Origin of the sequence: Stenotrophomonas sp. JAI102, assembly GCF_013409105.1 — a bacterium.
GTDB classification, from domain to species: Bacteria; Pseudomonadota; Gammaproteobacteria; order Xanthomonadales; family Xanthomonadaceae; genus Stenotrophomonas; species Stenotrophomonas maltophilia_AA.
In genome coordinates this window covers 1-14,849 of record NZ_JACCCI010000001.1, presented here as the reverse complement: position 1 = coordinate 14,849, position 14,849 = coordinate 1, and the positions used below count along the sequence as shown (strand labels likewise).

The 14,849-nt window shown below is 67.1% G+C and carries 10 protein-coding genes and 1 riboswitch; of the genes, 5 read left to right on the top strand and 5 right to left on the bottom strand.

Translation table 11 applies throughout. From position 1 onward, the window contains the following. Nucleotides 1-43: 43 nt before the first annotated feature. Together HDC96_RS00050 and HDC96_RS00045 are read right to left on the bottom strand one after the other, a co-directional pair. Nucleotides 44-1,375 carry a HAMP domain-containing sensor histidine kinase gene (locus HDC96_RS00050; RefSeq protein ID WP_179458236.1) on the bottom strand — a complete coding sequence of 444 codons (1,332 nt, stop codon included), beginning with the start codon at nucleotides 1,373-1,375 and terminating at the stop codon, nucleotides 44-46. Further along, on the bottom strand, nucleotides 1,362-2,063 hold the full coding sequence (locus HDC96_RS00045) for a response regulator transcription factor (protein ID WP_179458235.1): 702 nt from the start codon (nucleotides 2,061-2,063) through the stop codon (nucleotides 1,362-1,364). The genes HDC96_RS00050 and HDC96_RS00045 overlap by 14 nt, the downstream gene beginning before the upstream one ends. Nucleotides 2,064-2,193: 130 nt before the next feature. On the opposite strand from HDC96_RS00045, the gene HDC96_RS00040 reads away from it, so the two are divergent. The 4 genes from HDC96_RS00040 to HDC96_RS00025 all read left to right on the top strand — a co-directional run bounded on the left by HDC96_RS00040 (nucleotide 2,194) and on the right by HDC96_RS00025 (nucleotide 8,967). Next, a complete protein-coding gene (locus HDC96_RS00040; protein ID WP_343202986.1) occupies nucleotides 2,194-3,903 on the top strand; it encodes a glycosyltransferase family 39 protein in 1,710 nt (569 codons plus the stop codon). Nucleotides 3,904-4,004: 101 nt separating this feature from the next. Then, complete coding sequence (locus HDC96_RS00035) at nucleotides 4,005-4,775, top strand: phosphatase PAP2 family protein (protein WP_179458233.1); 771 nt, start codon at nucleotides 4,005-4,007, stop codon at nucleotides 4,773-4,775. After that, on the top strand, nucleotides 4,772-6,424 hold the full coding sequence (locus HDC96_RS00030) for a phosphoethanolamine--lipid A transferase (RefSeq protein ID WP_179458232.1): 1,653 nt from the start codon (nucleotides 4,772-4,774) through the stop codon (nucleotides 6,422-6,424). The genes HDC96_RS00035 and HDC96_RS00030 overlap by 4 nt, the downstream gene beginning before the upstream one ends. 560 nt (nucleotides 6,425-6,984) lie before the next feature. Beyond that, nucleotides 6,985-8,967: a M2 family metallopeptidase gene (locus HDC96_RS00025; protein ID WP_179458231.1), complete on the top strand. Its 1,983-nt coding sequence runs from the start codon at nucleotides 6,985-6,987 to the stop codon at nucleotides 8,965-8,967. A 139-nt stretch (nucleotides 8,968-9,106) separates the two neighbouring features. Here HDC96_RS00025 and HDC96_RS00020 read toward each other — a convergent pair whose 3' ends face one another. Both HDC96_RS00020 and HDC96_RS00015 read right to left on the bottom strand, forming a co-directional pair. Beyond that, the gene (locus tag HDC96_RS00020) at nucleotides 9,107-9,493 is read right to left on the bottom strand and encodes a hypothetical protein (protein WP_176989172.1); all 387 of its coding nucleotides are present in this window, start codon (nucleotides 9,491-9,493) and stop codon (nucleotides 9,107-9,109) included. A gap of 71 nt (nucleotides 9,494-9,564) precedes the next feature. Next, entirely contained in the window at nucleotides 9,565-10,788 is a 1,224-nt protein-coding gene (locus tag HDC96_RS00015; RefSeq protein WP_179458230.1) for a multidrug effflux MFS transporter, read from the bottom strand. Between the two features lie 280 nt (nucleotides 10,789-11,068). Beyond that, nucleotides 11,069-11,170, top strand: a riboswitch (glycine riboswitch). An 88-nt stretch (nucleotides 11,171-11,258) separates the two neighbouring features. On the opposite strand from HDC96_RS00015, the gene gcvP reads away from it, so the two are divergent. Further along, on the top strand, nucleotides 11,259-14,138 hold the full coding sequence (gene gcvP / locus HDC96_RS00010) for an aminomethyl-transferring glycine dehydrogenase (protein ID WP_179458229.1): 2,880 nt from the start codon (nucleotides 11,259-11,261) through the stop codon (nucleotides 14,136-14,138). 345 nt (nucleotides 14,139-14,483) lie between these two features. Here gcvP and HDC96_RS00005 read toward each other — a convergent pair whose 3' ends face one another. Further along, a complete protein-coding gene (locus HDC96_RS00005; RefSeq protein ID WP_179458228.1) occupies nucleotides 14,484-14,678 on the bottom strand; it encodes a hypothetical protein in 195 nt (64 codons plus the stop codon). Between the last annotated feature and the right edge of the window lie 171 nt (nucleotides 14,679-14,849).

Sequence of the window (14,849 nt, the reverse complement as noted above, 5' to 3'; positions counted from 1 at the left end):
TGTCGTCACGAGGCCACACTTTGCAGTGCAGCGATCAGGGCGATCACGACGCAGGCAGCGAGCCCGTGCGGCTGCGCTCCGGCAGCGAGGCCCCCAGATCCAGGATCACGCAGGTCCCACGCGGCACGCAGGGCTGGATCTGCAACGCCCAGCCAAGGTGTTCACAGAGCCGGGCGATGAGCTCCAGGCCGATCCCGCTCTGCTCGTTGCGGTCGCCCCGCGCCATGCGGGCGTAGACGGCCGCGATCTCCTCCGGGCTCATGCCCAACCCGGGATCCTGCAGCGTCACCACCGCCTGGTCCGACACTTGGATGTGGATCGTGCCGCGGCCGCTGTTTTCGATCGCATTGCGCAGCAGGTTGCCGATCGCCGCCTGGACCACGCCCAGTGGCGCGACGATATCCACCCGGGCCAGACCGTCGACTTCGATGCGCAGGTCCTTGTCGCCCATCAGGTGACGATGGTCTTCGATGATGTCCGGTACCAGCAGGTCCAAGGGAATGCGTTCGCCCAGTGCGGCCAACCGCGCAGGATCGCGGGCGAGCACCAGCAGCAGCTGGATCAGCTGCTCCACGCCCTGCGCGGTGCGGTGCACGCGCTGCATCTGCTGTCGCGCACGCTCGGGAATGTCAGGCTGGCCGAGCGCCAGCTCCGAGGCCCCGGTGATCACCGCGATCGGCGTACGCAGTTCATGGCTGGCGGTACTGATGAAGACGCGCTCGCGCTCGACGAACTGTTCGTTGCGCGCCAGGTAGTCGTTGAGCGCATTGGCGATCACGTACAGCTCCGAGCTGGCACGCGGGTCCACCTCCACCCGCTGCCCGGGAACACCCGGGTGCAGCTCATCGATGCGCCTGGCCAGCGAGCTCAGCGGGCGCACCAACCGGCCGACGCCGAAGGACGCCATCAGCACGGTGACGATGATCATCAGCACGCCGGCCAGCAACACCCAGCGCGTGGCGAACTGTTCCAGCTCATGGAAATCGTTGATGTCCAGCACCAGCGCCAGCCGCCCCAGTTGAGGGGTCTCGCGGATCATCACGGCACTCAGGCGGTCATTGACCACCACCCCGTCATGCAGGCCCGGGTGCAGCGTGCGCAGGCTCTCCGGCACCGCAGGGCTGCCATCGATGTAGAACAACCGCAGTGTGTCCGAATCCTGCCAGCGGTAGTGCGGTTCGTGTTCGATGTGGTTGACGATGCTGTCCAGCTCCGAGTTGAGCAACGCGCGCCATGCCGAGTGCTCGGCATGTTCATGCACATAGTTGCCCACGCTGAACACCGCCAGCGAGATCAGGGCCAGATAGCCCAGCAGCCACCACACCATGCGCCGGTGCATCGGCGCTGGCATGCGCGTGCGCTTACGCCACTGCATCGGAACTGTCCGCAGCCGACACGCCCAGGCGGTACCCCACCCGCGGCAGGGTGTGGATCAGCTTCTGCTGGAACGGGCCATCCACGCTGCGGCGCAGCTCGTAGACATGCGAGCGCAGCAGGTCGCCATCGGGCAGCTCGTCGCCCCACAGCGCGAACTCCAGCTGCTGGCGGGTGACCGCGCCCGGGCTGGCACGCATCAGCACTTCCAGCAGTTTGCGGCAGGCCGGATACAGATGCAGCGGCTTGCCGTCGCGCTGCGCTTCCAGCGTGGCCAGATCCAGTTTGAGGTCGGCCACCTCCAGCACCTTGCGCGGGTTGCGTCCTTTGGCGCGCACCATCAGCGCTTCCAGGCGCACTTCCAGCTCCGGCAGCGCAAACGGCTTGGTCAGGTAATCATCGGCGCCGGCACGGAAGCCGGCGATCTTGTCCGGCAGCTCGTCGCGGGCGGTCAGCATGATCACCGGCACTTCCGAACCGTGGTCGGCGCGCAGCCGCCGCAGCACTTCCGGGCCTTCCATGCGCGGCAGCATCCAGTCCAGGATCAGGGCGTCGTAGGGCTGGGACACGGCCAGGTGCAGCCCGGTGACACCATCGGGCGCAACATCGAGCACATGCCCACGGGATTCGAAGTAATCGAAAAGATTGGCAACCAGCTGACGGTTGTCTTCAATGACCAGCAGCCGCATGGGAGACTCTCTTGACCGGTTGCGCGCATGGTAGCGGGAACCATGTCGGAATCCGGTCGCAATGGGGTGGTTACGACGCTTTTCCTACGCTGTCGGGCAGACAGTGGCTGTTTTGCCGATGAGCCTGGGCGTGACCGAATCCTCCCTCCTGCGGCGCTGGCCGCGTGTGCTGGTCTGCGTTGCCCTGCTGCTGGCGCTGGGGGCCGGCATCGGCCTGCGTCAGCCCTCGCCGCCGGATGAGCCGCGTTTCGTGCTGGCGGCCCGTGCCATGGTCGACTCCGACCAGTGGCTGCTGCCCCACCGCGGCAGCGAACTGTATGCGGAAAAACCGCCTGTTTTCATGTGGATGCAGGCGGCCAGCCACCAGCTGTTCGGCGGCTGGGCGCTTGCCTTCCTGGTGCCCTCGCTGCTGGCTGCCCTGCTGACCCTGTGGCTGACCTGGGATCTGGGTCGGCGGCTGTGGACCCGGCGCGTCGGCGGGTGGGCGATGCTCGCCTTGTTCAGCTGCCTGCAGTTCGGCCTGATGGCCAAACGGGCCCAGATCGACATGGTGCTGGTCGCCATGACCACGCTGTCACTGTGGGGCCTGTTGCGGCATCTGCTTGAAGGCCGCAACCGGCCTGCATTGTGGCTGGCCGGCTTCGCGGCCGGTCTCGGCACGGTCACCAAGGGCGTGGGCTTCCTGCCGCTGCTGGTGCTGCTGCCTTTCGCCGTCTGGCGGTGGCGCGCCCGCGGCACGCTGCTGCCGGCCGGCACCGCGCGCGACCTGTGGTGGCTGCTGCCGGCGTTCCTGCTCGGTACCGCAGTCTGGCTGGCACCGCTGGGCATTGCCCTGCTGCACTCGTCCGACCCGGCCCTGCACGGCTATGCGCGTGAACTGCTGTTCAAACAGACCGGCACCCGCTACGCCAATGCCTGGCACCACGTGAAACCGGCCTGGTACTACCTGCAGGTGATGGCGACCCTATGGCTGCCTGGCAGCCTGCTGCTGCCCGCGCTGATCCCGGCATGGTGGCGGCGCCTCAAGCGCCTGGACGGGCGCTGGTGGCTGCTGCTGGGCTGGGCCGTGCTGGTACTGGTGTTCTTCAGCGCGAGCCCGGGCAAGCGCGAGGTCTATATCTTCCCGATGCTGCCCGCGCTGTGCCTGGCAGCCGCGCCCCTGCTGCCCGGGCTGCTGCGTCGTGCCGGGCTGCGTTGGCTGCTGTGGGCGTATGTCGCCGTGCTGGGCGCGGCCGGGTTGTATATCGGCCTGCAACTCTGGAATGGCAGTGCGTGGGCGCACGCGCAACTGGCGCGGCGCGCCATGCCCGACAGCCTGCTGCCGGTGCTCGGCGGCTGGCTGCTCGCCTTCGGCGTGGTGCTGCTGGCCTTGGCACTGTGGTGGCGGCAACGCCGTGTCGGCGCGCTGGTGGTGGCGACGTCATTCCTGCTCTGGAATCTGTATGGCTGGGTGCTGATGCCCACGCTGGATCCGTACAGCTCCGCCTCCGCCGTGATGCAGAAGGTGGGCGCGCGGATCGGCCCGCGCGCCGAACTGGGCGTGGTGGCCTGGCGCGAGCAGAACCTGCTGCAGGCCGACCGGCCGGTGACCGATTTCGGTTTCAAGACACCGTGGGAGCAGCAATGGCAGGCCGCCGGCCCCTGGCTGGCGCAGGCGCCCGCACAGCGCTGGCTGCTGGTGCTGGATGAGGCGATCAGTCCCTGCGTGGACCCCGCGGCCGTGATCGAGATCGGCAGCGCGAACCGCAACCGCTGGCTGCTGTTCCCGGGCACCGCGTGGCAGCCGGACTGCCACGCGGCGGTGACCGCGACCGACACCGCGCAGGACGAGGAAGACTGAACGCGAGGCAGCGCTTAACCGGCGGCCAACATCGCTCCGACCGCTCTCCGACACCCCGCTGACGACCATGGCGCCGGAATCTCCCGCCGGCCTCTCTGTCCATGCTTCCAGCGCCCACCGTTGCCTTTTCCTCCGAGCGAGCCGCCACGGGCACGCCGCGCTTCCTTCGCGACCATCTCTGGGCGCCCCTGGCGGTGACACTGCTTGTCAGTGCGACGCTGATGGGTGCCGGCGGCGACCAGTGGTTGGCGGACAACCTGTACCAGCTCGAAGGCCATCGGTGGACGCTTCAAAACGCGTGGTTCACCACCCACCTGATCCATCAGGCCGGCAAGTGGGCCAGCAGTGCCGCCGCCTTGCTGGCGATCGTGCTGTGCACCCACGCCTGGCGCAGCGAACGCGCGGCCGCGTGGCGCTGGCCGCTGCTGTACCTGGTACTGGCCGTCGCGCTGGGCACGGGCCTGGTCTCGCTGCTCAAGTCGCTGACCAACATGGACTGCCCGTGGGATCTGGCCCGCTACGGCGGCACCCGCGAGTTCATCGGACTCCTCTCGCCCCGCCCGCCGGGCATGCCGCGTGGCGTGTGCTTCCCGGGCGGGCACTCCAGCGCTGGTTTCGCATGGGTCAGCCTGTACTTCTTCGCCCGGATGGTGCGCCCGGCCTGGCGCTGGCGCGGCCTGGCGGCGGGCCTGTTGGCCGGCGGCGTGTTCGGGTTGTCGCAGCAACTGCGTGGCGCGCACTTCCTGTCGCATGACCTGTGGACACTGGCTACCTGCTGGGCGGTGTCGCTCGGCCTGTATCTGCTGGTCCAGCGTATACGGCGTGGCGAACGCAGCGCTGCAGTGGTCGCCGCGCCGGGAGAGGCCACATGAGCGCTGCCCTCCCGCGCGCCGCGCGCTTCCCGGCGCTGGCCGCGCTGCGTGCCTGGCGCCCGCAGTGCACGACCGAGACCCTGATCCTGCTCACCAGCGTGTTCTTCGCGCTGGCCTGCAATGGCTTGTTCTGGCACAGCGCGATGGCGACCCACCCGGGTAGCCTCCGCTTCGCGCTCTCGCTGCTGCTGTTCCTGGTCGGCGCGCACAGCCTGCTGATGGGGCTGCTGGTCTGGCGCTGGAATGCCAAAGTGGTCCTCAGCGTGCTGCTGCTCGGCACCGCACTGGCTGCGCACTACATGAGCAGTTACCACATCTACCTGGATGCGGACATGCTGCGCAACGTGCTGGCGACCGACCACAAGGAAAGCCGGGAACTGATCACCCCCACCCTGATCCTGCCGCTGCTGCTGTTGGCCTTCGCACCCATGCTGCTGCTGTGGCGCGTGCAGCTGCGCCGGCGCACGCTGGGCAGGGCGCTGCTGTGGCGTGTTGGCTTTCTGGTGGTGTCGGCGTTGGTCGCCTTCGGTGGGGCGATGCTGTCCTTCCAGGAAATGTCATCGCTGATGCGCAACCAGCGCGAAGTGCGTTACCTGGCCACGCCCGGCAACGTCCTGCTCGGCCTGCCCAAGGCACTGCGCGGTGACAATCCGATCCAGCGCGCTCCCAAGCTGCCGATCGGCATGGATGCCAAGGCGACTCCGCGTGCTGCGGCCAGCCGCCCGCGCCTGCTGGTGATCGTCATGGGCGAGACCGCGCGCGCGCAGAACTGGGGCCTCAACGGCTACGCCAGGCAGACCACGCCGGAACTGGCCCAGGCCGGGGTGATCAACTTCCCCGACATGCATTCGTGCGGCACCAGCACCGAAGTTTCCCTGCCGTGCCTGTTCTCGCCCTACGGACGCCACGACTACGACGAAAAGAAGATCCGCGCGCACCAATCGCTGCTGCACGTACTGGACCACGCCGGCATCGCCACGTTGTGGCGCGACAACCAGTCCGGTTGCAAGGGCGTCTGCGAGGGCCTGGAGATGCAGGCACTGGACGATGCCAAGCATCCGACCCTGTGCACCAACGGGCGCTGCATGGATGAAATCCTGATCGACGACCTCGCCGCCCAGGTCCGCGCCAGACCCGGTGACCGCGTGGTGGTGCTGCATCAGCTGGGCAACCATGGGCCGAGCTACTTCGAACGCTATCCGGCACGCTTCCGCCGCTTCACCCCCACCTGCGACACACCGGACCTCGGCAAATGCAGCCGCGCGCAGATCACCAACAGTTACGACAACGCGCTGCTGTACACCGATCACCTGCTCTCGCGCACGATCGGCACCCTCAAGGGCATGGACGACTACGACACCGCGATGATCTACCTCTCCGATCACGGCGAGTCGCTGGGCGAGAAGGGCCTGTACCTGCACGGCGTGCCGTATGCGATCGCGCCACAGGAGCAGACCCGCGTACCGATGACGATGTGGTTCTCGCCGTCCTTCGCCGCCAACCGTGGGCTCAACCTGGCCTGCGTGCGGGAGCGCGCCGGTAAATACACCGACCACGACAATCTGTTCCCGTCGGTACTCGGACTGATGCAGGTCAAGACGTCGGTGTATGAACGTGACCGGGATCTGTTTGCGTCGTGCGAGGTTTGATCCGTTCGGCGCGTAGGGTCCGGTGCCTTCAGCGAAGAGCTGCCCAGCTTTTCGGTCTTCCGTTTGGGTCGAGGCAGGCCATACCGTGGCGGGACGCGCCGTAAACCCATCCATGGGGGCTCGACGTGCGCCATCCATGGCGCCCGACGGTCCCGCCACGGTATGGCCTGCCTCGCCCCCACAGATTGCGTTGTCGGAACGGCAAGCAAAGGCAAGCAAAGGCAGGCAAAGGCAGGCAAAGACAGAACATTCGCTGAGACAGCCAACCTTCGCTCTGAACGCCGTTGTTGTTCCCATGAGCACCGACCCACTGTCGACGGGGCGGTGTGGGTGGGTTGGCGGGACCGTTATGCGCCATGGATGGCGCATATCGAGCCCCCATGGACGGGTTCACGGCGGGTCCCGACAACCCACCCGCACCGACCCAAACCACGATGCAATGACTCCTCGCCGTTGACGTTGACGTTGACGATTGAACCGAACCCTGCTGCCCTGCCCCTTGCGGTGCGCCCGGCGCTTCACTAGCCTTCGCCGGTCTGTCACCACCCAAGGATGTGCCCGTGAACCACCGCCCGCTCCTGCTGGCCCTGGCAGTCAGTGCTGCCGCACTGACGCTGGCGGCCTGCCAGAAGGAACCGTCCCCCGCCGATGCACCGGCTGCGGGCGCCACCCAGTCCAAGGAAACCGCGGACCAGTTCATCGCCCGCGTCAACGCCGAGTACAAGGCCATGTACCCGGAAATGACATCGGCGCAGTGGCTGTCCTCCACCTACATCAATGACGATTCCGAGCGCGTCGCGGCCAAGGCCAACGAACGCTGGCTCACCGTCCTCAACGGCTGGATCACCCAGGCCGGCCAATACGACGGCCAGCCCATGAGCGAAGACACCAAGCGCCAGATCCACCTGCTCAAGCTGATGACCTCCATGCCGGCCCCGCGCGACCCGGCCAAGCTCTCCGAGCTGACCCGCATCGCCAGCCGCATGGAAGGCGCCTACGGCTCCGGCAAGTACTGCACCGACGAAGCCAACCCGCAGACCTGCCGCCAGCTCGGCGATCTGGAACAGGTACTCGCCCGCAGCCGCGACTACGACCAGCAGCTGGACGCCTGGCAGGGCTGGCACGGCACCACCAAGCCGATGCGCGCCGATTACGAACGCTTCGTCAGCCTGGTCAATGAAGGTGCCAAGGAAATGGGCTTCGCCGACGCCGGCCAGATGTGGCGCAGCGGCTACGACATGCCCGCCGACCAGATCGGGCCGGAAACCGACCGCCTGTGGGACCAGGTCAAGCCGATGTACGAGCAGCTGCACTGCTATGCACGTACCAAGCTCGACGCCACCTATGGCAAGGACAAAGCCGAGGTCAACGGCGGCCTGATCGCCGCGCACCTGACCGGCAACATGTGGCAGCAGGACTGGTCCAACCTGTGGGACCAGCTGGAACCGTACCCCGGCGCCGGCAACCTGGACATCACCGCCGCACTGGAAAAGCAGTACCAGACCAACCTCAGCGGCGCATTGGCCAAGGCCGGCAGCGGCGCGAACGTGGAGGCGCTGTACAAGGCGCAGCGTGAGGCCGAACTGCGCACCGCCAAGCAGATGACCGAGCGCGCGCAGGACTTCTACGTCTCGCTGGGCATGCCGGCCCTGCCGAAGTCGTACTGGGACAAGACGCAGTTCATCAAGCCGCTGGACCGTGATGTGGTCTGCCACGCCAGCGCGTGGGACATGAACATGGACGGCGACGTGCGCACCAAGATGTGCATCAAGCCCAACGAAGAGAACTTCACCACGATCTACCACGAGCTGGGCCATATCTATTACGACCTGGCCTACAACCCGCTGCCGCCGTTGTTCCAGGGCGGCGCCAACGACGGCTTCCACGAAGCCATCGGCGACACCATCGTGCTCGCGATGACGCCGAAGTACCTCAACTCGATCGGCCTGGTCGACACGCCGCAGGAAAGCCGCGAAGCCACCATCAACGCGCAGATGCGCATGGCCCTGAGCGGCGTGTCGTTCCTGCCGTTCGGCCTGATGATCGACCGCTGGCGCTGGGGCGTGTTCGACGGTTCGATCACCCCGGACCATTACAACCAGGCCTGGTGGGACCTGAAGGCCAAGTACCAGGGCGTGGCTCCGGCCAGCGCGCGCGGCGAGGAATTCTTCGACGCGGGTGCCAAGTACCACGTGCCGGGCAACACTCCGTACACCCGTTACTTCCTGGCGCGCATCCTGCAGTTCCAGTTCTACAAGGGCCTGTGCGATGCGTCCGGCTACAAGGGCCCGCTGCACCAGTGCAGCTTCTACGGCAACAAGGAAGCCGGCCAGAAGTTCTGGGCGATGCTGAGCAAGGGCGCCAGCCAGCCGTGGCAGGCCACGCTGAAGGAAATCACCGGCGGCGACAAGCTCGATGCCGGCCCGATGATCGAGTACTTCACCCCGGTCAACGAGTGGCTCAAGCAGCAGAACCAGGGCCAGATGTGTGGCTGGCAGCCCCCGACTACCGCAGCTGCACCGGTGGCCCCCAAGGCACCGTAACGGCTGCCGCCGGGCCCCGCCCGGCGACAGCGGTAGAACGAAAAACCGGCCGAAAGGCCGGTTTTTTTCGATGCGCACATCGGGGGCTGCATCCGGGGGACAGGCACGACCACCCAACGCATTCGCGCAGGGCGCGGCGTTACGATTTCGGTTTAAGCGCTGCCGCCAGCTCGACCTTGAACTGCTCGAAATCCATGCCGTCCGCTTTCGCCTCGGCATGCGCGGCGTCCTTCAGTGCATCCGAATACACCAGGCGCACCGGGGTGCCCTGGCGTTCGTGGAGTTCGGCGGCCTGCATGATCAGGGCCAGTACCCGCGCCGCGCTCGGCGTCTGGCCGGCGATGCGACCATCCATGCCCAGCACCCACTCGCCGTCCCGGCGGACGATGCCGGCCAGCAGCGTGCGCTGCTGGTCGCGCAGTTCGGCATGCGGCTCAACCGGCGTAGCGGTGGCCTGCTCGCGGTTGGCGGCCTGGGTTTCGCGGCGCCGGCGGATGTCGCGGCGCAGTTTGGAGGTGGTCGACATGGGAAAATCCGGACTGCGTCAAAGCGCCAAGGATACCGCACGGGCCTTGGCGGGCCTGTGCGGCAGGGGGATCACTCGATGGGCGTCAGCAGTTCACGGCGGCGCTCGGCGTGCCGCTCCCAGTACCAGAAGCTGCCACCGATGGCGAAGAACGCCGCGTAGCCCAGGGCCAGATGCAGGGGGTTGCTGCTGAGCATCGGCGAGACCACGCCGGCCACCACCGTGTTGATCATCAGCTGGATGAACATCTGCATGGACGAGGCCAGGCCGCGCTGATGCGGATACATGTCCAGCACGGCCAGCGCCAGGATCGGGAAGATCAGCGCCATGCCGACACCACCCAGGAAGATCGGCATCACCGCCCACGGCAATGCGATCTGCGGCACCGACACCACGTAACCGAAGTTCAGCAGCGCCGAGACCGCGCACAGCGCGAAGCCGATCGCGATCTGCCGCTGCGGCACGATCCGCCCGGCCATGCGACCGGACAGGAACGAGCCCACGGTCATGCCGCCGATGGTCGGAATGAACAGCCACGCAAAGCCGCCCTCGCCCAGTTGCAGGTGCTGCATCACGAACACCGGCGCCGAGGCGATATACAGGAAGATGCCGGAGAAATTGAACGCACCGGCCGCGGCCAGGCGCAGCAGGCGCGGGTTGGAGCCCATGCGCGCGTAGCTGCGCAGCAGTTCGCGCATCGACAGCGGCGTGCGTGCTTCCACCGGGTGGGTTTCCGGCAGCCACTTGCTGGTGGCCAGCAGCAGCACCACGCCGAACAGCACCAGGAACCAGAAGATCAACGGCCAGTCGCCGCCGCCCAGCAGGATCCAGCCACCGATGATCGGCGCGATCGCCGGCGCGACGCCGAAGATCATCGAGACCTGGCTCATCAACCGCTGCGCATCGGCGCCGTGGTACAGATCACGGATCACCGCGCGGCCGACGATCACGCCGACACCGGCGGTCACGCCCTGCAGCGCGCGGAACACCAGCAGCGTGGTCATGTCGCGCGACAGCGCACAACCGATCGAGGCGCCGATGAACAGCACCAGCCCGCCGATGATCACCCGCCGACGGCCGAACGCATCCGAGAGCGGGCCGTGCGCCAGGCTCATCAGGCCGTAGAACAGCAGGTACACGCTGATGGTCTGCTGCACCGCGACCTGGTCCACCTGCATGCGGTCGCCCAGCAGCAGGAAGGCCGGGAAAATGGTGTCGATCGAGAACGGACCGAACATCGCCAGGCCTGCGAGCAGCAGGGCCAGGCGGCGGGTCGAGGGTGAGGCGGGCGTCATGCGGGCTTCCGTCAGCGGCCGTGCGCAATGCGCGGCGGGCGCCAGCCCGGTACGGGCAGCGCCAGATGAATACGAGGATCCAGCGATCATAGGCCTTTGCCGCGCCCGGCACCATGCCCGGGGGCACGTTTCCGGGGTCCGGACGGCCCCGTATTCATGTATTGGAAAGGCCCAGCGGCCGAAAGCGCTGGGCTATACTCGCCGGGCTACATGGTGGGAGAAGCGGACACCCGCTGCCGAAGGCGCAACGCCCGTAATCGCTCAGGCCCGATACCACCCGCATCAAAACTCTGGAGAGACCGGCGAATGCCGGCGCCGAAGGGGCACGAAGTACGCAGATGCGCGCTTTTAAACTCTCAGGCAAAAGGACAGAGGGGCACCCAGGAAGACCGCAAGGTCCGGTGGATCGCTGTCGCCCGCGACGCGCCCTGGCCCGACCGCCTTCCGAACGTGCGTGCCCACTCTCCGAGATGCCAGCCATGTCCCAGAACACCCCCTCCCTGCGCGAGCTTGAACACAGCCACGCGTTCGTCGAACGCCACATCGGCCCCAACGACGCCGAAATCGCGCAGATGCTCGACGTGGTCGGCCACGCCTCGCTTGACGCGCTGACCGATGCGATCGTCCCGGCCGGGATCAAGTCGCCGGCACCGCTGGACCTGCCCGAGTCGCTGACCGAAGTGCAGGCACTGGCCAAGATCCGCGCCATCGCCGACAAGAACCAGGTGTTCCGCACCTTCATCGGCCAGGGCTACTACGGCACGCTGACCCCGAACGTCATCCTGCGCAACGTGCTGGAAAACCCGGCGTGGTACACGGCCTACACCCCGTACCAGGCCGAGATCTCGCAGGGCCGCATGGAAGCGCTGATCAACTTCCAGACCCTGTGCGCCGACCTGACCGGCATGGAGATCGCCAACGCCTCGCTGCTGGATGAAGCCACCGCCGCCGCTGAAGCGATGACGCTGGCCAAGCGCTCGGCCAAGTCGAAGTCCGACACCTTCTTCGTGCACGACGCGGTGCACCCGCAGACGCTGGAACTGCTGCGCACCCGCGCCGAGCCGATGGGCATCGTGCTGCGCGTGGGCACCCCGGCCGAGGCGATGGACGCCGAAGCCTACGGCGTGCTGCTGCAGTACCCGGATACCTTCGGCCATATCGGCGACTACAAGGCGCTGGCCGATGCCGTGCACGCGCGCGGCGGCCTGGTCGCGGTGGCGACCGACCTGCTGGCGCTGACCCTGATCGCCGCCCCCGGCGAATGGGGCGCGGACATCGTGGTCGGCAACTCGCAGCGTTTCGGCGTGCCGTTCGGCTTCGGCGGCCCGCACGCCGCCTTCATGGCCTGCCGCGATGCGTACAAGCGCTCGATGCCGGGCCGCCTGATCGGCGTCTCGGTCGATGCGCAGGGCAATGCCGCCTACCGCCTGACCCTGCAGACCCGCGAGCAGCACATCCGCCGCGAGAAGGCGACCTCCAACATCTGTACCGCCCAGGTGCTGCTGGCGGTGATGGCCTCGATGTATGCCGTGTACCACGGTCCGGAAGGCCTGACCCGCATCGCCCGCCGTACCCACCGCCTGGCCGCGATCCTGGCCGCTGCCCTGCGCAGCGCCGGCGTCAACGTGGGCGAGCACTTCTTCGACACCCTGCACGTCAAGGACATCGACGCCAAGGCGATCCACGCCAAGGCCGCCGCAGCGCGCATCAACCTGCGTGCGATCGACAGCGACGCGGTCGGCATCAGCCTGGATGAAACCGCCACCCGCGCCGATATCGTCGCGCTCGGCCAGCTGTTCGGTGCAACCGTCGACGTGGACGCACTGGATGCGGCCACCGCCGATGCGCTGCCGACCGATCTGGTGCGCACCAGCGCCTTCCTGACCCACCCGGTGTTCAACACCCACCACAGCGAACACGAACTGCTGCGTTACCTGCGTTCGCTGGCGGACAAGGACCTGGCCATGGATCGCACCATGATCCCGCTGGGCAGCTGCACCATGAAGCTCAACGCCACCGCCGAGATGATCCCGGTGACCTGGCCGGAATTCGCCAACATCCATCCGCTGGCCCCGGCCGACCAGGCCACCGGCTACAAGGAACTGATCGACGGCCTCGAAGCGATGCTGGTCGAGTGCACCGGCTACGACGCGGTGAGCCTGCAGCCGAACTCCGGTGCGCAGGGCGAATACGCCGGCCTGCTGGCGATCCGCGCCTACCACCGTTCGCGCGGCGAAGGCCACCGCGATGTCTGCCTGATCCCGGATTCGGCGCACGGCACCAACCCGGCCTCGGCGCAGATGTGCGGCATGAAGGTCGTGGTGACCAAGACCGATGCCAACGGCAACGTCGACCTGGAGGACATCCGCGTCAATGCGGAGAAGTACAGCGACCGCCTGGCCGCGCTGATGATCACCTACCCGTCCACGCATGGCGTGTTCGAGGAAGAGGTGGTGGAGATCTGCGAGATCGTGCACAAGCACGGCGGCCAGGTGTACACCGACGGCGCCAACATGAACGCCCTGGTCGGCGTGGCCAAGCCCGGCAAGTGGGGCTCGGACGTGTCGCACCTGAACCTGCACAAGACCTTCTGCATCCCGCACGGCGGCGGCGGCCCGGGCGTCGGCCCGTGCGCGGTCAAGTCGCACCTCGCCCCGTTCCTGCCTAAGGTGCTGGGCGGCGAAGGCGATGTCGGCATGGTCAGCGCGGCCAGCTTCGGCAGCGCCTCGATCCTGCCGATCAGCTGGATGTACATCACGCTGATGGGCACCGCCGGCCTGCGCAAGGCGACCCAGGTCGCGCTGCTCAACGCCAACTACATCGCCAAGCGCCTGGCCCCGCACTTCAAGACCCTGTACACCGGCCGCAACGGGCTGGTGGCACACGAGTGCATCCTGGACGTGCGTCCGCTGGAGAAGACCTCCGGCATCGGCGCCGAGGACGTGGCCAAGCGCCTGATCGACTTCGGCTTCCACGCCCCGACCCTGAGCTTCCCGGTCGCCGGCACGCTGATGGTGGAACCGACCGAGAGCGAATCGCTGCACGAGCTGGATCGCTTCATCAACGCGATGATCCAGATCCGCGAGGAAATCGCCGCGATCGAAGACGGGCGACTGGACCGCGAAGACAATCCGCTCAAGCACGCGCCGCACACCGCCACGGCGGTCTCGGCCAGCGAGTGGGCCCACGCCTACCCGCGCGAGCTGGCGGCCTTCCCGCTGGCCAGCCTGCGCCAGCAGAAGTACTGGCCGCCGGTGGCGCGCGTGGACAACGTCTACGGCGACAAGAACGTGATGTGCGCCTGCATCCCGGTCGATGCGTACAAGGAAGACGAGGGCGTGGAGGTCTAAGCCCTCCTGCCCGGATGCAACAGCAGACGGCCCGCGCAAGCGGGCCGTTTTTGTTATGGGCTGCTGCCGACTCCCCGCCTCCCGCCTCCCGACTCCCGGTTCCCGCGCGCTTTGGAGGAGAGCGGCCCTCAGATTCTGCAGGCTGGGCGGGGGTGTGTGGGTTCGCGGGACACGCCGTGAATCCATCCATGGAGGCTCATGTCGCGCCATCCATGGCGCTCATGGTCCCGCCAACCCACACACCCCCGCCCCTCGACAATGGGTCGGTCGCCTATGAGAAAACAAACGCAGATGCCGCGCGACGGAGACGAGCCTCGGCACGCCCTGCGGTCGTCGCATTGCTTTTCAGCCAATCGCATCGGCATCGGCATCGGCATCGGCACCGGTGCTGGTGCTGACGTCGAGCGTTGAGTACTGAGTGCCGAGCGGTGAGCGGTGAGCGCCTAGCGGTGAGCAATCAGATTCGAGAAGCGAGCAGCGCAGCGCCAGCTCGGCTGCTTTCTGCTTTCTGCTTTCTGCTTTCTGCTTTGGACTTTCCATTGCCCACCAGCCCCCTGTCAAAGGGTGGGCATGGGTGGGTTGGCGGGACCGTGTGTTGCCATGGATGGCAACACACGAGCCTTATCTGTTCGGAATCTGGCAGCTTAGGTGCCGAGAGCCGGCGTGGGCCGCCGTACGAGCCTGGATCTGAGCGATCGCCATGTAGCTTGG

Coding starts and splice junctions, on each gene's coding strand:
- gcvP (WP_179458229.1), top strand. CDS start 11,259: ATGCCAGCCATGTCCCAGAACACCCCCTCCCTGCGCGAGCTTGAACAC.
- HDC96_RS00030 (WP_179458232.1), top strand. CDS start 4,772: ATGAGCGCTGCCCTCCCGCGCGCCGCGCGCTTCCCGGCGCTGGCCGCG.
- HDC96_RS00050 (WP_179458236.1), bottom strand. CDS start 1,375: ATGCAGTGGCGTAAGCGCACGCGCATGCCAGCGCCGATGCACCGGCGC.
- HDC96_RS00015 (WP_179458230.1), bottom strand. CDS start 10,788: ATGACGCCCGCCTCACCCTCGACCCGCCGCCTGGCCCTGCTGCTCGCA.
- HDC96_RS00045 (WP_179458235.1), bottom strand. CDS start 2,063: ATGCGGCTGCTGGTCATTGAAGACAACCGTCAGCTGGTTGCCAATCTT.
- HDC96_RS00020 (WP_176989172.1), bottom strand. CDS start 9,493: ATGTCGACCACCTCCAAACTGCGCCGCGACATCCGCCGGCGCCGCGAA.
- HDC96_RS00005 (WP_179458228.1), bottom strand. CDS start 14,678: ATGGAAAGTCCAAAGCAGAAAGCAGAAAGCAGAAAGCAGAAAGCAGCC.
- HDC96_RS00035 (WP_179458233.1), top strand. CDS start 4,005: ATGCTTCCAGCGCCCACCGTTGCCTTTTCCTCCGAGCGAGCCGCCACG.